At 63.0% G+C, this 20,094-nt stretch carries 18 protein-coding genes and 1 pseudogene; 10 read left to right on the top strand and 9 right to left on the bottom strand.

The genetic code is table 11. The features are described from left to right. Positions 1–33 precede the first annotated feature (33 nt). The 3 genes and pseudogenes from FJ940_RS15540 to msuE all read right to left on the bottom strand — a co-directional run bounded on the left by FJ940_RS15540 (position 34) and on the right by msuE (position 2,856). Positions 34–881, bottom strand: a pseudogene (locus tag FJ940_RS15540) (ABC transporter permease). Positions 882–905: 24 nt separating this feature from the next. Further along, the gene (locus tag FJ940_RS15535; RefSeq protein ID WP_140524905.1) at positions 906–2,264 is read right to left on the bottom strand and encodes an LLM class flavin-dependent oxidoreductase; all 1,359 of its coding nucleotides are present in this window, start codon (positions 2,262–2,264) and stop codon (positions 906–908) included. A gap of 34 nt (positions 2,265–2,298) precedes the next feature. Next, positions 2,299–2,856: an FMN reductase gene (gene msuE / locus FJ940_RS15530; RefSeq protein ID WP_140524906.1), complete on the bottom strand. Its 558-nt coding sequence runs from the start codon at positions 2,854–2,856 to the stop codon at positions 2,299–2,301. A gap of 97 nt (positions 2,857–2,953) precedes the next feature. Between msuE and FJ940_RS28485 the strand changes: the two genes are divergently transcribed. Beyond that, positions 2,954–3,100, top strand: a complete 147-nt coding sequence (locus tag FJ940_RS28485) for a hypothetical protein (protein ID WP_181168390.1) — start codon at positions 2,954–2,956, stop codon at positions 3,098–3,100. A 185-nt stretch (positions 3,101–3,285) separates the two neighbouring features. On the opposite strand, the gene FJ940_RS15525 is transcribed toward FJ940_RS28485, so the two are convergent. Beyond that, on the bottom strand, positions 3,286–5,256 hold the full coding sequence (locus FJ940_RS15525; RefSeq protein ID WP_140657166.1) for an EAL domain-containing protein: 1,971 nt from the start codon (positions 5,254–5,256) through the stop codon (positions 3,286–3,288). A 321-nt stretch (positions 5,257–5,577) separates the two neighbouring features. Here FJ940_RS15525 and FJ940_RS15520 point away from each other — a divergent pair, with 321 nt between their 5' ends. The 5 genes from FJ940_RS15520 to FJ940_RS15500 all read left to right on the top strand — a co-directional run bounded on the left by FJ940_RS15520 (position 5,578) and on the right by FJ940_RS15500 (position 10,614). Next, the gene (locus FJ940_RS15520) at positions 5,578–6,612 is read left to right on the top strand and encodes a class I SAM-dependent methyltransferase (protein ID WP_140567070.1); all 1,035 of its coding nucleotides are present in this window, start codon (positions 5,578–5,580) and stop codon (positions 6,610–6,612) included. Positions 6,613–6,990: 378 nt separating this feature from the next. After that, complete coding sequence (locus tag FJ940_RS15515; protein WP_140496025.1) at positions 6,991–7,629, top strand: 50S ribosomal protein L25/general stress protein Ctc; 639 nt, start codon at positions 6,991–6,993, stop codon at positions 7,627–7,629. A gap of 23 nt (positions 7,630–7,652) precedes the next feature. Further along, complete coding sequence (gene pth, locus FJ940_RS15510; protein ID WP_140524908.1) at positions 7,653–8,366, top strand: aminoacyl-tRNA hydrolase; 714 nt, start codon at positions 7,653–7,655, stop codon at positions 8,364–8,366. Positions 8,367–8,461: 95 nt separating this feature from the next. Continuing rightward, positions 8,462–9,565, top strand: a complete 1,104-nt coding sequence (gene ychF, locus FJ940_RS15505) for a redox-regulated ATPase YchF (protein ID WP_140524909.1) — start codon at positions 8,462–8,464, stop codon at positions 9,563–9,565. A gap of 143 nt (positions 9,566–9,708) precedes the next feature. Then, positions 9,709–10,614, top strand: a complete 906-nt coding sequence (locus tag FJ940_RS15500) for an EamA family transporter (RefSeq protein WP_140524960.1) — start codon at positions 9,709–9,711, stop codon at positions 10,612–10,614. Between the two features lie 25 nt (positions 10,615–10,639). Here FJ940_RS15500 and guaD read toward each other — a convergent pair whose 3' ends face one another. Next, positions 10,640–12,004 carry a guanine deaminase gene (gene guaD / locus FJ940_RS15495; protein WP_140556092.1) on the bottom strand — a complete coding sequence of 455 codons (1,365 nt, stop codon included), beginning with the start codon at positions 12,002–12,004 and terminating at the stop codon, positions 10,640–10,642. Between the two features lie 135 nt (positions 12,005–12,139). Here guaD and FJ940_RS15490 point away from each other — a divergent pair, with 135 nt between their 5' ends. The 4 genes from FJ940_RS15490 to FJ940_RS15475 all read left to right on the top strand — a co-directional run bounded on the left by FJ940_RS15490 (position 12,140) and on the right by FJ940_RS15475 (position 15,771). Then, entirely contained in the window at positions 12,140–13,474 is a 1,335-nt protein-coding gene (locus FJ940_RS15490; protein ID WP_140657075.1) for a solute carrier family 23 protein, read from the top strand. Positions 13,475–13,743: 269 nt separating this feature from the next. Further along, positions 13,744–14,718 carry a magnesium/cobalt transporter CorA gene (gene corA / locus FJ940_RS15485; protein ID WP_140496030.1) on the top strand — a complete coding sequence of 325 codons (975 nt, stop codon included), beginning with the start codon at positions 13,744–13,746 and terminating at the stop codon, positions 14,716–14,718. 124 nt (positions 14,719–14,842) lie between these two features. Beyond that, the gene (locus tag FJ940_RS15480) at positions 14,843–15,313 is read left to right on the top strand and encodes a MaoC family dehydratase (RefSeq protein WP_140516908.1); all 471 of its coding nucleotides are present in this window, start codon (positions 14,843–14,845) and stop codon (positions 15,311–15,313) included. After that, complete coding sequence (locus FJ940_RS15475; RefSeq protein ID WP_140516910.1) at positions 15,310–15,771, top strand: MaoC family dehydratase; 462 nt, start codon at positions 15,310–15,312, stop codon at positions 15,769–15,771. Before FJ940_RS15480 ends, FJ940_RS15475 begins: the two co-directional genes overlap by 4 nt. Positions 15,772–15,816: 45 nt before the next feature. On the opposite strand, the gene FJ940_RS15470 is transcribed toward FJ940_RS15475, so the two are convergent. The 4 genes from FJ940_RS15470 to FJ940_RS15455 form a co-directional block, all read right to left on the bottom strand. Then, positions 15,817–16,362 (bottom strand): adenine phosphoribosyltransferase, encoded by a 546-nt coding sequence (locus tag FJ940_RS15470; protein WP_140496033.1) that lies wholly within the window; start codon positions 16,360–16,362, stop codon positions 15,817–15,819. 191 nt (positions 16,363–16,553) lie between these two features. Then, positions 16,554–17,699 (bottom strand): alpha-hydroxy acid oxidase, encoded by a 1,146-nt coding sequence (locus FJ940_RS15465; RefSeq protein WP_140517004.1) that lies wholly within the window; start codon positions 17,697–17,699, stop codon positions 16,554–16,556. Positions 17,700–17,885: 186 nt separating this feature from the next. Beyond that, complete coding sequence (locus tag FJ940_RS15460; protein ID WP_140524913.1) at positions 17,886–18,758, bottom strand: cytochrome c1; 873 nt, start codon at positions 18,756–18,758, stop codon at positions 17,886–17,888. A 27-nt stretch (positions 18,759–18,785) separates the two neighbouring features. Continuing rightward, positions 18,786–20,087, bottom strand: coding sequence for a cytochrome b N-terminal domain-containing protein (locus FJ940_RS15455; RefSeq protein WP_140496035.1), 1,302 nt, complete (start codon positions 20,085–20,087; stop codon positions 18,786–18,788). Positions 20,088–20,094: the final 7 nt, after the last annotated feature.

The following is a 20,094-nucleotide window of genomic DNA, read 5'->3' as shown; positions in this document are numbered from 1 at the left end:
ACTTTTCAAAAATGACGATGATGGGGCGGCTGTTCAGCCGGCGGAACTGCTCCAGCGGCAAAGCCGCCGCTGCAGGCTGACCAGCACCTGGTTCGCGATCAGGCCGAGCGCGGCCAGGATGAGGATGGACGCGAACATCAGCGGGATCTGGAAATTATACTGCGCGTTCATCACCTGGAAGCCGATGCCTTTGTTGGCGCCGATCATTTCCGAGGCAATCAGCAGCAGCAGCGCGGTGGTCGCGCCGAGCCTCAACCCGACGAAGATCGAAGGCACGGCGCCCGGCAGCACGACGCGCCGGAATATGGTCAGCCGCCGGGCGCCGTAGACGCGCGCCATTTCGAGCAGCTTCGGATCGACCTCCTTGACGCCGCTGATCGTGTTGAGCAGCAGTGGAAACAGCGTTGCCCAGAAGATGACGAACACTTTGGAGGCTTCGCCTAGCCCCAGAAGCAGGATGAAGACGGGATAGAGCGCCAGGGCCGAGGTCTGCCGGAACAGTTGCAGGATCGGATCGAGCGCCGTCTCGACGCTGCGGGTCTGACCCATGACGAGGCCGAGCGGGATGGCGACCGTAGCCGCCGCGGCGAAGGCGAGGCCGGCGCGCTGCAGGCTGATGGCGATGTCGCCGAGCAGGCTGCCCCCGGCGAGGCCCTTCCAGAGCGCTACGACGATCATGTCGATCGGCGGCAACACCGCGGCATTGACCCAGCCGCCGCTCGCCGCCGCCTGCCAAAGCGCCAGGAACCCCAAAGCACGCCATAGCGCGACAGCAGACGCGTGAGGGTTCGGCCAGCCAGGCTCAGAATATCGGCGCCGAGCCCGTTGCCGTTTTCATGCGCGCCGATGCCCGTCGGCCGTTCAATGTGCTGCAAAGTCATCGTCATGCCTTTCGCTTCAACGCATCATTCGGCGGCGAGCACGGTCGAACGGGCAACCGTCCAGGGGTTCTGCGGCCGCTTGAGGCCAAGATGCTCGCGCAGCGTCCTGCCCTCGTAAGCGGTACGAAACAGGCCGCGCCGCTGTAATTCGGGGACCACCAGGTCGACGAAATCGTCTAGCGCGCCGGGCAGCCATGGCGGCAGGATGTTGAACCCGTCGGCGGCTTCGTTGCTGAACCATTCCTCCAGCTGGTCGGCGACCTGAATGGCGCTGCCGATCACGGTGTAGTGGCCTCGTGCGGTCGCGACCCATTGATAGAGCTGGCGGATGGAGAAGTTGTGCTCGTCGGCGATCTGGCGGATCAGCGCCTGGCGGCTCTTCATGCCTTCGGTTTCGCGGCTCGGCGGCAGCGGTCCGTCGAGCGGATAGCCCCTGAGATCGAGCGTCTGCCCGGCAAGTCCGTTGAGCAGCGCGACGCCGTCCTCGGGCAGGATCAGGTCGTTCAATTGCTGATACTTGGCTCGCGCCTCTTCTTCGGTGCGGCCGACAAAGGGCGCCACGCCCGGCATGATCAGCACCTGTTCGGGATCGCGGCCGGCCGCCGCCACGCGGGCCTTGATGTCGCGATAGAATTCCTGCGCGGAGGCAAGGTTCTGATGCGCGGTGAAGATGACCTCGGCCGAGGCGGCCGCGAGCTTGCGCCCATCCTCGGACTGGCCCGCCTGCACGACCACGGGGTGGCCCTGCACCGGGCGGGGCACGTTGAGCGGCCCTTTGACACTGAAATGCTCACCCTTGTGGTCGATGTCGTGAAGCTTGTCCTTGTCGTAGAAGCGGCCCGTTTTCTTGTCGCGGATAAAGGCGTCGTCCTCCCAGCTGTCCCACAGCGCCTTGACCGTCTCGACATGCTCATGCGCTCGTGCGTAGCGCTCGGCATGGTTGGGCTGGATGTCGCGGTTGAAGTTGCGCGCCGTGTCGTCGCCCGCCGAGGTGACGACGTTCCAGCCTGCCCGGCCATTCGACAAGAGGTCGAGCGAGGCGAATTTACGGGCAAGCGTGTAGGGCTCCTCATAGGTGGTCGAGGCCGTGGCGATGAATCCGAGATGCGTCGTCAGCGGCGCCAGCGCCGCAAACAACGTCACCGGTTCGAAACCCGCGATCTTGGCGTTGCCGCCTTCGCGGGCGCCAAGCCCGACCGTCAGGTTGTCGGCGAGGAAATAGGCATCGAACAGGCCCCGTTCGGCGGTCAGCGCGAGCTGCTTGTGAAACTCGAAATTGGTCGCGCCGTCGGCCGGAGCGTCGGGATGGCGCCAGGCGGCGACATGCTGGCCGCCACCGGGTAGAAAGGCGCCGAGCTTGATCTGTCTTGATTTGATGGTCATGGCTGGGTCCCTTTGTTCGAAAACCATTTGGAGTTCAGGCGGCGAGGCCGACGCTGCGTGCCGTCCCGACGACGCGGGAAACCTCGGCAACCGCCTGCCGGGCGCGGGCATGGATGGCCTCCGACACCAGGACGCCGTCGGCGAAATCCCTGTCCGATGCGTAGATCGCGGTCGGCACGGTCAGCGCCTCGAAAAAACCGAACAGCGGCCGCAGCTGATGTTCGACGATCAGCGAGTGGCGTTCGCCGCCCCCCGTCGCGGCAAGGATGACCGGTTTTCCGCGCAGCGACGACGGATCGAGCAGATCGAACAAATGCTTGAAGAGCCCGGTATAGCTGCCTTTGAAGGTCGGCGACCCCGCGACCAGCACGTCGGCGCCGACCAGTTGTTCGATGATGGCGCGGGCCGCAGGATCGAGATCGCCGAGGCGCCTTGCCGCCGGCAGCGACGGACCGAGATTTTCAATGTCGTATATAGCCGAGGTCGCCCCGATGCGGTTCGCCGCCTCGCCGGCGATATGGCTGATAAAGGCCTTGGTCTTCGATGGGCGGGTCAGGTTGCCGGATATTCCCACCACCAGCTTGTTCGTCATCGGGCTCTCCTCGCGGTCCTTATTCATTAAGACTACCGATTTTGTAGAATTAAATGAGCGAGAAGATTTCAAAACTGGCGGAATAGGGAGATTGAGTTTGCGCCGCAGCGCCCTTCAGTGGTTCGGCAGATGCGCGGTTCCGGCCAAGGGCGTCGCCATTCTCGGACGCCAGGCCGACGAGCGACAGATCCAGGTCGACCCGACCGCCGCCGCAAGCTGCCCGTCCACTGCAACGCTCGAATGAGACCCCGACCGGACGCTGGCCGAACTCGATGCCTGAACCGAGAGATCCAGCCGCTGTGCGCGGCGTTGACGAGCGATCGTTAGCCACACCCGCGCCTGGCAGCCGTCCCGAAGGATGGATTGTGCGGGGCGAGGATCAAATCGACGGCCCGCCGTGCGGGTCGGCGGGACCTGAGCCAAGCCTGATCAGGCGGATTTCAGCACGGTGAATGGGCGCTTGACGGTCCGCTTGGCCTGGAAACTCCCGGCCGGAGCGGGACGGCCGACATGAAAACCCTGGACCTTGTCGATGCCGAATTCGCGCATGAGAGCCATCTGCTCGTCCGTTTCCACCCCTTCGACCAGGATTTTGTGGCCGCGGTTTCGGACCAGGGCGACAATGTCCTGGAGCATTGCCTTGCCGTTCGGGGTGGCGCAGTCGTGAAGGAAGGAGCGGTCGATCTTCACCGTATCGAAATCGATCAGGCGAAGCCACGAGAGGCCAGCGAAGCCGGTGCCGAAATCATCAAGCCAGATCTTGATCCCCAGCAGCTTCAGGTCGCTGATGCAGCGAAGAATGTCCGAATGCATCTCCATCTCCAGCCCCTCGGTGATCTCGAAGGCCAGCCTGTTGCCGGTTACGCCGGTCTCGCCCAGGATGGTCGCGACCGACGCCGCGAAGCCGGGCGTCTTGAGCTGGATCGGAGAGACGTTGACGCTGACCACGCGCACATGATCGTGCGCCAGGAGCTCGGCGCACACAGTCCTGATGGCCCAGCGCCCGAGTTCCAGGATGGCGCCGGTTCGCTCCGCTACAGGGATGAACAGGCTCGGCGGAACCGATGTGCCGTCCAGCATTTTGAGGCGCATCAGGGCCTCCACCGCTTCAACCCGGTCCGTCGCGACATCCTGGATCGGTTGATAGACGAGTGAAACGAGATCCTGGCCGATCGCGATCTTCAGCAAAGCCGCAATGTTCTCGCTCTCGTCGCTGCTCTGGGGATCGGTTGGGTCGAACAGCCGGGCACAGTTTCGACCGCCTGCCTTTGCCAGATAGAGTGCGCGATCGGCCTCGTGGATGATCTTCTCCAGCTTGGCACCGGTCTGCCTCCTGGTGAATGCGGCGCCAACGCTTACCGTCACAACCGAGATACCGTCGCGCCGCAGTTCGTGGGTAAGCGCCAGATTCTCGACGGTGCGGCAGATGGCTTCCGCGATATCTATGATCTGATCCTTGTTCTCCATGCGGGCCAGGACGATGAATTCTTCACCGCCGTAGCGGCCGATCGAGCCATTGTATTCCCTGATCATATCCCGGAGGGCATTGGCGACATGGATAAGGCAACGGTCGCCTTCCTGGTGGCCGTAGCAGTCATTGAACTTCTTGAAGAAGTCCACGTCGATGAGCATCGCCACGAAACTGGTGCCGACCCTTTGCCACTCCCCCCAGTAGTCCCTGAGCTTTTCGTCGATCGCCCGTCGATTCTCCAGACCCGTAAGCGGATCGGTCCGCGACAGCCGCAGCAGGGCCTTGCCGCGTTCGGTGGCTTCCTTGTGCTGGATTTTGGCCTCCAGCGCGTTCAGGAAGACGTTGTAGCGCTCCTCGTTCAGCTTCCAGTTCACATAGGACGTGAATGTGAAGCACGAAACGTAGAAGGCGCCAAATACCATCTTGTATGTTACCGTGGCAGGCACAAAGTAATTCACGACATACAAGACACACATAATGATGGTTGATGTCACGATCGATAAATTAAAACTGAATGTAAAGAATAGATTCGCACTCATCATGAAAATGGTGCCGAATACCATATAGTAGGCGACGCTTTCCTTGTCCGCGCTCATAAAGGCCGGGAACAACCAGCCGATATAGCCGAAAATGATGGCCCCGGCGCAAGTCACGTCGAGCCATTCCGTGGCCACTCCCCGGCGAAGTTGCGCCTCCAGGATCGACAGCGCGGTCACGCCGACGGCGAAGCGCGCCATGATCGTATAGGCCGCCACGTCCGGGATCAGCAGCAGATCCGTTGCCGAAAACAGGAGATAGATGGCCACGGCGATCCAAAGCCCAGGCCGGGCTTCCAGTCTTCGCTTCGCCTGGGCTTCCCTCCGGTAAAGGACGCGAAGCTCGTCGGGCCCCGGCTCGTAGCGGGCTTCGTACGGCTCTACATGCGCCATGTCGGCCAGTCTGGATGACACGCGTTCGCTCTCGACAAATCCTGGTTGAAGGGGATTTTGCGTTCCAAGTTCTTTTTTGGCTTCTGCCCCCACGCGGGCCAACTCCTTGGACGCGACGGCGACTGCGCACCTCGCACGACAATGCAACGGCGCGAAACAAATTTCGGTTAATTCAGGCCGTGAATCCAATGCGGTGGGTTTTAACGCGCGAACATGGTTGGCGGGAAATTAAGCATACCGTTAAAATGCGTTCGGGACGACATTGGCAAATCGAGCATTGTACGCAATAAGTTAACTGACTGTTAACTATGGAGTGCTCGAGTGCAAAGTGTCTTTGATGGCAAAAGCCTGATTACTGCCGAGATGATTGCCGGCAGTTTTCCTCGAAGAAAGCCCGAGCATCACGGCGAGGCGTTCGAAACCGCCCGCGCGGAACTCGCGCTCATTCTCCACGCGACACACCAGCAGGTCGAGGAAGAGAAAGACCCTGCCGAGATCGTTCGTCGCCTGCTGTCCTATCTCAACGCCCTGCGGGCCAAGGTTCACCCCGACGTTTGGCAGTCGTTGATACCGGTGGCGCAAAACCATCCGATCCTTGACTACTTTCTCCAGGACCCGCTCACCCGGTGGTCATTCACCAAGCCCAGGGGCTATTCCGGCGACGCGCAGTTGCTTGACTACATCTATTGTGATCCGCACGTGGCCGAAAGCGTGGCCGGTGCCTCGGACACAGGGAAGGCACTCTACAGCCATACCAAGGACGTACCGTCCTGCGTGGCGGCGCGGGAACGGCGCGATCTCTTGACCCGGTATGTCGACGAGACGGCGGACAAGAGCGGACCGCAAGCCGAGGTCCTGGCGATCGCCGCCGGTCATCTGCGCGAGGCCAATCGTTCGACCGCCTTGGCTGAGGGCCGCCTCAAGCGTTGGGTTGCGCTCGATCAGGATCCCCAGAGCGTTGGATTGATCGCGCGAGACTTCCAGGGCACCGCGGTCGAGGCCGTCGACGGCTCGGTGCGGACCGTGCTCACCAGGGGCCACAAGCTGGGCAAGTTCGACCTCATCTACGCCTCCGGCCTTTACGACTACCTCCAGCACAACGTCGCCGTGAAACTCACGAAGACTTGCCTGCAGATGCTCAAGCCGAACGGCAGGTTCCTTTTTGCCAACTACGCCGAGGGCAATCCCGACGCCGGCTATCGGGAAACGTTCATGGACTGGGTGCTGCTGCTGCGCTCCGAGGCCGACATGTGGAACATCATCAATGCCAGCGTCGACCGCAACACCGTCGAGGCGCAGGTGTTCTTTGGCGAAAACCGCAACGTGCTGTATGGCGTCATCGAAAAGCGCGGATAGGGCAATTCCAGGAAAAATGTGCAGCGGTTTTCCCGGAGAAAGTGCGTAGCGCCTTCCCGGGCAATTGCCTAAGACAAAGAACTGGAGCGGGTCGGCGATCCTATCACGCTGAACCGCTCCAGTGACAACCTTGGACCGGCGCCGGCGTGAAGCCTCGAGCGCTTTCGGCCGGGCGAGGCGTCCCGTCCCGGACCATTGCCTTTGGATGACTGCCTTTGGCTTGCACCTCCGGCCGCCTTCCGCTATAGAGCCGCCACCCGCGTAGACACCCTTGGAGGCAACGCGGCGGAAGGCCGCCTCACCCGGCGGCTTTCGACGTTTACGGTCCAGGCCCATTGCCAACCGCAAACGCTCCAGAACAACGCGAAAGGAAGTGCCATGAGCCACGATACTTACGAGCTCAAGGCCGAAGCGCGCGAACAGGTCGGTAAGGGGTCCGCCCGTGCAGTTCGCCGCAACGGTAAAGTGCCTGCAGTAATTTACGGTGACAAGCAGCCTCCCCTGGCGATCGCTCTCACCTACAAGGACATCTACTACAAGATCCACGGCGGCGGGTTCCTGACCACGATCGCCACGATCGATGTCGACGGCAAGAAGATCCAGGTCCTGCCGAAGGACTTCCAGCTCGACCCGGTCAAGGATTTCCCTGTCCATGTCGACTTCCTGCGCATCGGCAAGGACACCGAGGTCAATGTCGACGTGCCTGTCCACTTCATCAACGAGGACAAGTCGCCCGGCATCAAGCGCGGCGGCGTGCTCAACATCGTGCGTCACGAGGTCGAGTTCCACTGCCCGGCCAATGCGATCCCGGAATTCATTACCGTCGATCTCACCGGCGCCGACATTGGCGATTCGATCCATATCTCGTCGGTCAAGCTGCCGGCCGGCGTCAAGCCCGTCATCTCCGACCGCGACTTCACCATCGCGACCGTCGCCGGTTCGTCGGCGATGAAGCCGGAGACGGAAGAGACGGTCGAGGCTGCACCTGAGGCGGCTCCCGCCGCCGAAGAGAAGTAACTTTTTCACGCCCGGAGCTGACGATGCCGCTTGTCTTTGCAGGCCTCGGCAATCCGGGCGCGAAATATGCCGCCAACCGGCACAATGTCGGCTTCATGGCGGTGGACGCGATCGCCCGCCGCCACTCCTTTTCGCCCTGGTCTAAGAAATTCCAGGGATTGATCGCCGATGGCACGCTCGGCGGTGAAAAGATCATCCTGATCAAGCCGCAGACCTTCATGAACCTGTCCGGCCAGTCGGTCGGCGAAGCGCTGCGCTTCTACAAGCTCGGCCCCGGGGCGCTGACCGTCTTCTACGACGAGATCGACCTTGCCGAAGGTAAGCTGCGCATCAAGACCGGCGGCGGCGCCGGCGGCCACAACGGCATCCGCTCGATCGACGGCCATGTCGGCAACGCGTATCGGCGTGTGCGCATCGGTGTCGGCCATCCCGGCGTCAAGGAGATGGTGCAGCATCATGTACTCGGCGATTTCGGCAAGACCGACCGCGACTGGCTGGACCCGCTGCTCGACGCGGTCGCCGACAACGCGGCGATGATCGTCAAGGGCGACGAATCCGGCTTCATGAACAAGGCCGCCCTCGCCGTTCAGGGCAAGGCCGGCGTGGAACCGGAAAAGCCGGCGCCCAAGCAGCAAAGCCACATCCGCCAGGCACGGCCGCAACAGGCGCCCGCCAAGCTGCCGGAGAGCGGCCCGATGGCCGCCATGCTGAAGAAGCTGTTCGGCAACAAGGACTGAGCTCGGGTCCATACGGCGTTACAGGGCTTGACGTTCATCACCCCTATCGCCCATAGCCCTCACCAAATCTCAAATTCCCGATAGGACCGGACAAAATGGGTTTCAAATGCGGCATCGTTGGCTTGCCCAATGTCGGCAAGTCGACGCTTTTCAACGCGCTGACGAGGACGGCCGCCGCGCAGGCCGCCAACTACCCGTTCTGCACCATCGAACCGAACACCGGCGAGGTGGCGGTGCCCGATCCGCGCCTGCAGAAGATCGCCGCGATCGGCAAGTCGAAGGAGATCATCCCGACCCGCATCTCCTTTGTCGACATCGCCGGCCTGGTGCGCGGCGCCTCGAAGGGCGAAGGCCTGGGCAACCAGTTCCTCGCCAACATCCGCGAGGTCGATGCCATCGTGCATGTGCTGCGCTGCTTCGAGGATGACGACATCACCCATGTCGAGGGCCGCATCGACCCGGTCGCCGACGCCGAGACGGTCGAGACCGAGCTGATGCTCGCCGACCTCGAGAGCCTCGAACGCCGCATCGCGCAATTCCGCAAGCGCGCGTCCGGCAAGGACAAGGAAGCCTTGACCGTGCTGCCGATGATGGAGGCAGCGCTTGAGCTTCTGCAGGCAGGCAAGCCGACCCGCATCCTGCTCGACGGCATCTCGGCGGAAGACCTGCGCATTCTGCAAGGCTTGAACCTTCTGACCTCACATCCCGTGCTCTACGTCTGCAACGTCGCCGAGGCTGACGCGGCCACCGGCAACGAGCACACCAGGGCCGTGGAGCAGATGGCCGCCGCGCAGGGCGCACGCACCGTCGTTATTTCGGCCGCGATCGAAGCCGAGGTTGCGCAGCTCTCCGACGAGGAAGAGATGGAATTCCTGTCCTCGCTCGGCCTCGACGAGCCCGGCCTGAACAAGGTGATCCGCGCCGGCTACGAATTGTTGCAGCTCATCACCTATTTCACCGTCGGGCCGAAGGAGACGCGCGCCTGGACTGTGCACAAGGGCGCCAAGGCGCCGCAGGCCGCCGGCGTCATCCACACCGATTTCGAGCGCGGCTTCATCCGCGCCCAGACCATCGCCTACAATGATTTCGTCACGCTGGGCGGCGAAGTAGCGGCCAAGGAAGCCGGCAAGGCGCGCGACGAAGGCAAGGAGTATGTCGTCCAGGACGGCGACATCATGCTGTTCAAGTTTAATACGTGATCCTTCGGTCATCTCCGCAGGGACCACAGGCCAGAGTGTGAACAGACCAGGCCGGGTCGCATTCCCGACAGGGTAAGGCCGTGCACGGGCTGCCCTCGCTAGGCCTTTCCGCTATTGGCTCAGTGAACGCGGAAGGGGACCATATGAAAAGGACCATCCCGACCCTGATCGGTTTCTCGGCCATTCTGACCTGGTCGTTCCTCGCGCTGCTTTCGACCGCCGCGGGGCCGATCCCGCCCTTTCAATTGGCGGCAATGACGTTTCTGCTGGGAGGCTCAGTCGGGGCGGCCAGCTGGATTGTCCGCCCGTCGGCGCTCAAGTCGCTGCGGCAGCCATGGCAGGTCTGGGCAATCGGCACGGCAGGGCTGTGCATCTATCACTGCGCGTACTTTTTCGCCATCCAGTCCGCCCCGCCGGTCGAGGTGAGCCTGATTGCTTATCTCTGGCCATTGCTGATCGTCGTCTTCGCCGCTTTCCTGCCGGGAGAGCGGCTGAGGTCTCACCACATAGCCGGTGTGATGCTCGGCCTGGCGGGTGCCATCGTCGTCATCACCAAAGGCGGCAGCGTGGGCCTTGCTGACGGCGTGAAGCCGGGCCACGTCATTGCCCTGTTCTGCGCCTTCGTCTGGTCCGGTTATTCCGTCCTGTCGCGCCGTTTCGGCCAGGTGCCGACCGATGTGGTGGCGGTGTACTGCCTGATCACCGCGGCCGTCGCCTTCACTCTCCATCTCGCGCTCGAGATCACTGTCTGGCCGCAGACAATGACGCAATGGAGCGCTATCGTCATTCTAGGCGTGATACCGCTCGGCGCCGGCTTCTACGCATGGGACTATGGCTGCAAGCATGGAGACATCATGATCCTGGGCGCGCTTTCCTATGCCGCGCCGCTGTTCTCCGTGATCGTGCTGCTGCTGGCCGGATTCGGTATCTTTCACTGGTCTGTTGCGCTCGCTTGCGTCCTGATCACGGTCGGCGCGGTGATCGCTGCCAAGGACATGTTGCTGAAGGTGCAAAAACAATCTCTTACCGAGGAACCATCGCGCGCATAGGGCCAGATCTGCGACTGCGACGTGGCTACTGCCCGGCCACCGTCCTTCCGCTCACCCACACCGTGGCGATGTTGGCGCGTGCCGCGTTGAGCACGATCTTCTGGAAGACATCGTCGAGCGTGTCGTCCGCCGGGATGATGTGGATGTTCGAGGCCTTCGCCGTCGTGTCGATCAGCAGCGCGTCGAATTCATGGCCGACGCGAAAGCTGCCCGTCGGCAGGTCGAGCGCTTCGGCACCGCCGGCGGTGGCCAGCCAGAACGCCTCCTGATGCGTGATCGGCGCGCCGGGCGCGCCGCGCTGCGCTGCGTCCATGCCGGCATGGACGCCGCTCTGCAGCGTCCTCGAGGCTGACAGCGCATGCCGGCAGCCGTCGAAGAGCGACGGGCTGTAGCCGCCGGAAATGTCCGTCCCGAGCCCGACATGCATGTGCCGGTCAAGCGCGTCGCGCAGCGGAAACACCGCATTGGCGAAATAGAAGTTGGACAGCGGGCAATGCGCAACCCCAGCCCCCTTCCCCTTGATGAGGTCCATATCCCGCCCGTCGATGAAGTTCGAATGCGCCAGGATGGTGTGGCGCGTCAGCAGGCCGAAACCGTCGAGGCTCGCCGCGTCGGTGCAGCCAAAGCGCGTCTCGACGAATTGCCTTGCCCAATCGCTCTCCGAGCAATGTGTCTGCACGTGGCAGCTAAATTCCGTTGCGAGTTCGCCCAGGCCTTGCAGCGCCGCATCCGTGCAGCTGGGGATGAAGCGCGGCGTGATCACCGGCCGGACCAGCGGTCTTTCGCCGGTATCCAACGATCTGACCGCCTCGATGAAGCGTCTGGTGTCGGAAATGGCGCTTGCCGCGTCGGCATCGCGATAGAAAGACGGGCACTGCTCGGGATCGTCCATCGCCACCTTGCCGACCAAAGCGCGCTGGCCCTTTTCGAGGCATATCTCGGCAAGCGCCAAGCTGGCCTCGACATGGACGGTGGCAAAATAGAGTGCCGTGGTGGTGCCGTTGGCGAGAAGATTGTCGACCAGGTCGGCATAGACCTCACGGGCGTAGCCGGTGTCGGCATAGCGCGCCTCGAGCGGAAACGTATATTTTTGCAGCCAGACCTCGAGCGGCACGTCCAGTGCCTTGCCCATTTGGGGCCATTGCGGCGCGTGGATGTGCAGGTCGATCAGGCCGGGCAGCAGGAACTGGCCTTCGCCGAGCTCCACTAGGCTGCCCGCCTGGCGGGCATCGCTCTTCCTCGCCGCGTATTCGGGATGGCCGGGTGCGAGAATCTCCGCGATCCGTCCCTGTGCATCGATGCTGAACAGATGGTCCTTCAGCACCTCCAGCCGGCCGCGCTCCGGCGTGTGGAAGGCGGTGCCAAGCAGCGTGAAGGCCTCTCTTGTCATGGATCGCTCCGGTTGCGCTGGCGCGTGTGGCCGTTATTGCATGGCGCGCAAGAAAACAGTTGGCAAGCCTTTGCGCCGCTGTCCTTTGGCGCCGACTGATCCCATGATCGGCCGGGAAATTCCAGAGGGGACATCATGGAACGCACTGCACCGGAAATCACTTTGATTGCTCAGCCGGACGATCCGCTGCCACTGGGCAAGGCCGCCCTGCTCGGCCTCCAGCACGTGCTGGCGATGGATGTTTACATCGTGCCGTTCATCATCGCATCGGTCCTGGCCTTCAGCGCGGGCGATGCCGGCGCCTTCATCCAGTCGGCTTTCGTCGCGGCGGGCATCGCCACCCTGATCCAGTCGCAGCTTCTGATGCGCCTGCCGGTGGTGCAGGGGCCGTCCTTTGTGCCGATCGGCGCGGTGCTGGCTATCGCCTTCGGTGCCGGCGGCGGCATTGCCGGTCTTTCCGCGGTGATCGGAGCGCTCATTCCCGGCGCCATACTGGTCATGCTGCTCGGTTCGCCCACGGGAATCTTCCATCGCTTGGTAGACCGCTTTGTCCCGCCCATCGTCGGCGGCGCCATCATCATCGTCGTCGGCATCGCGCTGATGCCGGTCGCACTCCGCGAAAGCGTGTTCGCGGTCCACGGCACGGCCACCGTCGGCGGCAATATCATCCTTGCCTTTGTTGCGGCGGCGGTGCTCGTCGGCTGCATGCTGACCGGCATGGCGCTCGGCGCAAAGGGCGCCTGGCTGCGCCTGCTCTCCGTAATCATCGGACTTGTGGCCGGCTGCGTGGCCGCCGCCTCCATGAGCCAACTCAACATGGGAGCGGTCTCCGAGGCGACCTGGTTTTCGATGCCGCGCATCGCCTTCCTCAATCTTGACGTGACGTTCTCGCTCTCGGCGACGCTCACGATGCTCATCGTCTATATCGTGGTCCTCGCCGAAACCACCGGCACCTGGTTCGCGGTCGGCGCCGTTATCGACAAGCCGCTGTCGAATGAACAGCTCGACAGGGGCGCCACCGGCGAAGGCCTCGGCTGCCTGGTCAGCGCACTGCTTTGCAGCACGCCGGTCACCGGCTATTCGTCGAATGCCGGCATCATCGCCATCACCGGCATCGCCAGCCGCGCCGCTTTCGCCGCGGCAGGCATCTTCCTGGTCCTGTTCGGACTGATCGGCAAACTGTCGGCGGTGATCGCCTCGATCCCGGGCCCGATCATCGGCGGCGTGTTCGGCGTGCTCTGCGTCGTCATCGCCATGAACGGGTTCCGCGTCGTGCGCGGCACGCCGCTGACGGAAAGGAACATGCTGGTCGTCGGCCTGCCGATCCTGATGGCCCTGTTTGCTACGCTTGCGCCGCCGGATTTCGTCAAGACGCTTCCCGATATCGTGCAGTACATTCTGGGCTCGTCCATCGCCTTTGGCGCCGTCTGGGCCATCGTGCTGCACCAGATCCTGCCGAGCGCCCGATAGGGGCATTCGCAGGCCGGCCCCCGCGGGTCCGGCCTGCTCTCCACGATAAGCCCGAAGCGCGGTCGATGACCCGACCCGTCGAAGCTTTCATGCTGCCGGCTGCTCGACGAATTTTTCTGAGCGCCCCTGGTGTCGGCCCCAAGTCCGGCGTGTCTTGATTTTGTCATGCCGCAAGTCTAAGCGGCGGGCACAGGCTCGGCGCACGAAGGCTAGTGCGATCCGATACGACGCAGCAATCCGAACGCGCTTTCCGGCAGGGAGATCTGGCGATGATCAAGGCTTTCGTCGTGGACAATGATCGCCTGCGTCTCACGGACGATCTCCTGGCCAATGGCGACAAGGTCGTCTGGGCCGATCTCTTCAATCCGACCAAGGACGAAGAGGCAACAATCGAGAATTGGCTCGGCATCGCCATTCCGACCCGCGAGGAGATGGAGGAGATCGAGATTTCCAGCCGCCTCTATATCGAGGACGGCGCCTACTTCATGACCGCCACCTTGCCCGCCCAGACCGACGTCGACGATCCCCTGATCTCGCCGGTTACCTTCGCACTCGCCGGCAACAGGCTGGTCACCGTGCGCTATCACGAACCGAAAGCGTTCAAGACCTTCCCTTTGCGCGCCGAGAAGGTGGCGACCGGCTGCACCAGCGGCGACACCATCCTGATCGGCCTGCTGGAAGCGATCGTCGACCGGCTCGCCGACATCCTCGAGCGCGCCGGCCGCGACGTCGAAGCGATCTCGCGCGACATTTTCGAGGCGCGATCGACCAAGGTGTCGAAGCGCAACCGTGATTTCCAGGAACTCTTGAAGGGCATCGGCCGCAAGGAGGACATCGCTTCCTCCGTGCGCGACAGCCTGATCTCCTTGCAGCGGCTGGCCGGCTTCCTCGCCCATGTCGCGACCCAGGCCAAGATGAGCAAGGACGTCCGCGCCCGTATCAAGACCTTGTCGCGCGACGTGCTTTCTCTTGCCGACCACGCCACCTTCCTGTCGCAGAAGATCTCCTTCCTGCTCGACGCCACGCTCGGCATGATCTCGATCGAGCAGAACGCCATCATCAAGATCTTCTCGGTCGCCGCCGTCATCTTCCTGCCGCCAACGCTGGTCGCCTCGATCTACGGCATGAATTTCGACGTCATCCCCGAGCTCAAATGGGAGTTCGGCTATCCGTTCGCGATCGCCATGATGGTCCTCTCGGCGATCCTGCCCTTCTGGTATTTCCGCCGCCGCGGCTGGCTGTGATCGCAACGGCCGGCCGGGCGCCCGCGGCTGGCTCACCAGAAAGGGCTTGACCAAACGCCGTCCGGCCTGCATCCGGGTTTGCCGATCCATGTGGATCGCACGTTCTGCAACCGGATTCCACGCCATGACTGGAAAGACATGGGCCTATGAGGACTTCGTCGAAGGAGCCTCGTTCGACCTCGGCACCAAACAGGTGAGCGCGGCCGAGATCATCGAGTTCGCCAGCGAATTCGATGCCCAGCCGATGCATCTCGACGAGGAGGCCGGCAAGGCAAGCATCCTGGGCGGCCTCTCGGCCTCGGGCTGGCATACCTGCGCCATGTTCATGCGCATGCTATGCGATGCCTTCCTGCTGGACTCGACCTGCCAGGGCGCACCCGGCGTCGATCAGGTCAAATGGAAGAAGCCGGTGCTGGCCGGCGACACGCTCAAGGGCAGCCTCGTCGTCCTGGCCAAGCGTCCTTCGAAATCGAAGCCGCAGCTCGGCTTCGTGACCATGCGCAGCGAGCTGCTCAACCAACGCGGCGAAAGCGTCTTCGAGCTCGAGAATTCCGTCATGTTCCTCACGCGCAATGCCGCAGGGAGCCTTGCATGATGCTGGACGAATTCTTCCGCGTCGGCACCACCGTCACGCTGGGCTCGCATACGTTCGAAGCCGAGGCGATCAAGGCCTTCGCCCGCAAATACGACCCCCAGGTCTTCCACGTCGATGAGGATGCCGCGAAGAAGAGCGTGCTGGGCGGGCTGTGTGCGTCCGGCTGGCATACCGCCGCCACCTGGATGAAGCTCAACCTCGAAACCCGCATGGACGCCGAGTGGACCGGCCCTGGCCCGACGCCCGAATTCGGGCCCTCGCCTGGCTTCAAGAACCTGAAATGGCTGAAGCCGGTCTATGCCGGGCAGACCGTGACCTTCACCCGCACCGCCCTTTCCCACCGCCCGATCGCCTCACGTCCGGGCTGGCGGGTGCTGACCTTGCGCTCGGAAGCCTTCGATTCGACCGGCGACAAGGTACTGGAGTTCGAAAGCGCCGTGCTGGTCAAGGTGGAGTAATGGCGCCTCTTCCTTCTCCCAGGGAGAGAAGGAGGAACTGCTCTCTCAATGCCCCTCGAACCCGATCAGCGTCCGCACTGGCACGCCGAGCGCTTCCAGCTTGGCGCGGCCGCCGAGATCCGGCAGGTCGATGACGAAGCAGGCGGCAAGGATATCGGCGCCGATCTGGCGCAGGAGATTCACCGCCGCCTCCGCCGTGCCGCCGGTGGCGATCAGATCGTCGACCAGGATCACTTTCTCGCCCGGCGACACGCCGTCCTTGTGCATCTCCATCTCGTCCAGCCCGTATTCCAGGCTGTAGGCGACGCGCACTGTCTCATAAGGCAGCTTGCCTTTCTTGCGGATCGGCACGAAGCCGGCGGAGAGCTGATGGGCGACGGCGCCGCCGAGGATGAAGCCGCGCGCTTCGATGCCGGCGATCTTGTCGATCTTCTCGCCGGCATAGGGATGCACCAGCTCATCGATGGCGCGGCGGAAAGCGCGCGCGTTGCCAAGCAGCGTGGTGATGTCGCGGAACAATATGCCGGGCTTGGGATAGTCCGGAATGGTGCGGATGGCCGCCAGCAGCGTGTCTTCGAGCGAAGGTTTCATGAGGCGGCTCCGGGTGGTCCAGTTTCGGCGGAAAGGCGTGAAATGGCGCAGCGCCAAATCCTAACCCGGCGCGACCGACAACGGCTAGCGCGATGTGGCGGCCGAGACAAGCGCATCCGGCGAAAGGAGCATATACGTCCAAAGGCTTGCCTCTGCCGGCGCTGCGATCTTTCGCATCGAAGCAATGGCCATCACCGAAAACGCAAATTCCGGCGGGTCAACTGTTCGATCGAGCTGCACCCCATCAGCTTCATGCCGCGTTCGATCTCGATGCGCATCTGCTCGAGTGCGCGTTCGACGCCAGGCTGGCCCGCCGCCGCCAGCGGAAACAGATAGTAGCGTCCGACGCCGACGGCCTTGGCGCCGAGCGACAGCGCCTTTAGCACATGCGTGCCGCGCTGCACGCCGCCATCCATGAGGACGTCGATCTGGTCGCCGACCGCATCGACGATCTCGGCGAGCTGGTCGAAAGCCGCGCGCGAACCGTCCAGTTGCCGGCCGCCATGGTTCGACAGCACGATGCCCTTGCAGCCGATCTCGACGGCGCGTCTGGCATCCTCCACCGACATGACGCCCTTGAGGCAGAACGGTCCCGGCCAAAGCCTCACCATCTCGGCGACGTCGTCCCACGTCATCGACGGATCGAGCATTTCGGTGAAGTAGCGGCTGATCGACATCGTGCCGCCGCCCATGTCGATATGCTCGTCCAGCTGCGGCAGCTTGAACGCCTCATGCGTGAAATAGTTGATCGCCCAGGCAGGCTTCATCGCGAACTGCGCCATTCCCGCCAGGTTGAGCTTGAAGGGAATCGCAAAACCGGTGCGCTTGTCGCGCTCGCGGTTTCCCCCGGTGATGCTGTCGACGGTCAGCATCATCACTTCGACGCCGATCTCCCGTGCCCGCTGCATCATCGCCCGGTTGAGGCCGCGATCGCGATGGAAGTAGAACTGATAGACCTGCGGGCCGCTGCTGATTTTTCGGACTTCCTCGAGGCTGACCGTGCCGAGCGAGGAAACTCCGAACATGGTGCCGTATTTTGCAGCGGCCCTGGCGACCGCCCGTTCGCCCTGATGGTGGAACAGCCGCTGGAGAGCGGTCGGCGAACAGTAGAACGGCATCGCCAGCTTCTGGCCCATGACGGTCACCGACATGTCGATCTCGTTCACCCCGCGCAGCACGTTGGGAACGAGATCGCAGGTTTCGAAGCTCTCGGTGTTGCGGCGATAGGTGATCTCGTCGTCCGCCGCGCCGTCGATGTAGTTGAAGATCGGCCCCGGCAGCCGCCGCTGCGCCATGCGGCGGAAATCGGAGAAGTTGTGGCAGTCGCTGAGCCGCATCATGGAACCCCAAACGCCCTATAGGCGGCAAAGCTTTCGCCGCCGTCGGGGCGTCGAATAGCAATCGCCTGCCGCGCTGCCAACCGGCTTGTTCGACAACAAAGCGATCACCTCACGCGCCAGCCTCTTCGGCAAGCAAAAAGGGCGCTTCGCGGGCGCCCTTTCTTCAATCTCCGGCCGCGCGGCTTAGTGCGCGACTGCTTCCCAAACCTTGCGCTTGGTCATGTAGACCAGTGCGCCGAACAGGAGCAGGAACACCAGCACCCGGAAGCCGGTTTTCTTGCGGGCTTCCATATGCGGCTCAGCCGCCCACGCCAGGAAAGCGGCGACGTCGCGGGAGTACTGGTCGACGGTCTGCGGCGCGCCGTCGTCATAAGTCACCTGGCCGTCGGAAAGCGGCTTGGGCATCTTCAGCGACACGCCGGACATGAAGTACGGATTGTAGTGCGTGCCTTCCGGGATGACCATTCCAGCCGGAGGCGTCTGGTCGTAGCCGGTCAGCAGCGAGTGGATGTAGTCAGGGCCGCCGGCATCATACTGGGTGAAGATGTCGAAGACGAACTGCGGAAAGCCGCGCTCCACGCCGCGCGCCTTGGCCAGCAGCGACATGTCGGGCGGGGCTGCGCCGCCATTCGAGGCTGCCGCGGCTTCCTCATTGGCGAACGGCGCCGGGAAATGGTCGGACGGCTTGCCGGGACGGTCGAACATGTCGCCGGCGTCGTTGGGGCCGTCATGGATGGTGTACTCGGCCGCCAGCGTCTTGATCTGTGCGTCGGAATAGCCGAGGTCCGAAAGCGTGCGGAATGCCACCAGGTTCATCGAATGGCAGGCCGAGCAGACTTCCTTGTAGACCTTGAGGCCGCGCTGCAGCTGCGCCTTGTCATAGGTGCCGAACGGGCCGGTGAAGCTCCAGTCCATTTCCTTCGGTTCGTTGATCGGGAAATGCGTCGGCGCCGCCGCGTTATGCGCCTCTTCGGCCGCGGTCGCCCAGGTGCCCGTAGCCCCAAGGCCGGCGGCCACAAGGCCGATCAGCGCAAGCGAGGTGAGAATCTTTTTCATGCCAAATCCCCTTAGATTCTCTACCGCTCAACCCTTGGTCTCAGGTGCGGCCGTGGCGCCCGCCGGATGCCCGCTGCCGCCCTTGTTCTTCTCGAGCACCGCCTCGGTGATCGAGTTCGGCAGCCTGCGTGGCGTCTCGATCAGGCCGAGCACCGGCATGATGATCAGGAAGAAGGCGAAGTAGAACAGCGTCGCCATCTGCGCCATGAACACGTAGCTGCCTTCTGCCGGCTGCGAGCCCAGCCAGCCAAGCAGGATGGCATCGGCCACGAACAGCCAGAAGAACAGCTTGTACCAGGGCCGGTAGACCGCCGAGCGCACCTTGGAGGTGTCTAGCCACGGCACCAGGAACAGCATGGCGATGGCGCCGAACATGCACAGCACGCCGCCGAGCTTGGAGTTGATCGGCCCGATGTTGAAGGTGATGGCGCGCAGGATCGCGTAGAACGGCAGGAAGTACCATTCCGGAACGATGTGGGCCGGCGTCTTCAGCGGGTTGGCGACCGTGTAGTTGTCGGGGTGGCCGAGATAGTTCGGCAGGTAGAAGACGAAATAGGCGAAGAAGAACAGGAACACGATCATGCCGAACGCGTCCTTGATGGTCGCGTAAGGGGTGAAGGCGACGGTGTCGGTCTTCGACTTCACCTCGATGCCGGTCGGGTTCGACTGGCCCACCACGTGCAGCGCCCAGATGTGCAGCACGACCACGCCGGCGATCATGAACGGCAGCAGGTAATGCAGCGCGAAGAAGCGATTGAGGGTCGGATTGTCGACCGCGAAACCGCCGAGCAGAAGCTGCTGGATCCAGTCGCCGACCAGTGGAATGGCGCTGAAGAAGCCGGTGATGACGGTGGCGCCCCAGAAACTCATCTGGCCCCACGGCAGCACGTAGCCCATGAAGCCGGTCGCCATCATCAGGAGGTAGATGATGCAGCCGAGGATCCACAGCAGCTCGCGCGGCGCCTTGTAGGAGCCGTAATAGAGGCCGCGGAAGATATGGATGTAGACCGCGACGAAGAAGAACGACGCGCCGTTGGCATGCATGTAGCGCAGCAGCCAGCCGGAATTCACGTCGCGCATGATCTTTTCGACTGAATCGAAAGCGAGATTGGTGTCGGACGTGTAGTGCATGGCCAGCACGATCCCGGTCAGGATCTGCGCCACCAGCATGATCGACAGGATGCCGCCGAAGGTCCAGGCATAGTTGAGGTTGCGCGGCACCGGATAGGCGACGAAGCTGTCATAGATCAGCCGCGGCAGAGGCATGCGCGCATCGAACCAGCGCTCGATACCGGTCTTGGGCGTGTAGGTCGAGTGTCCCTCGCTCATCGAAATA

It is taken from the genome of Mesorhizobium sp. B2-3-7, assembly GCF_006442695.1.
Taxonomy (GTDB): domain Bacteria; phylum Pseudomonadota; class Alphaproteobacteria; order Rhizobiales; family Rhizobiaceae; genus Mesorhizobium.
This window is presented reverse-complemented; position numbering and strand designations above follow the sequence as displayed.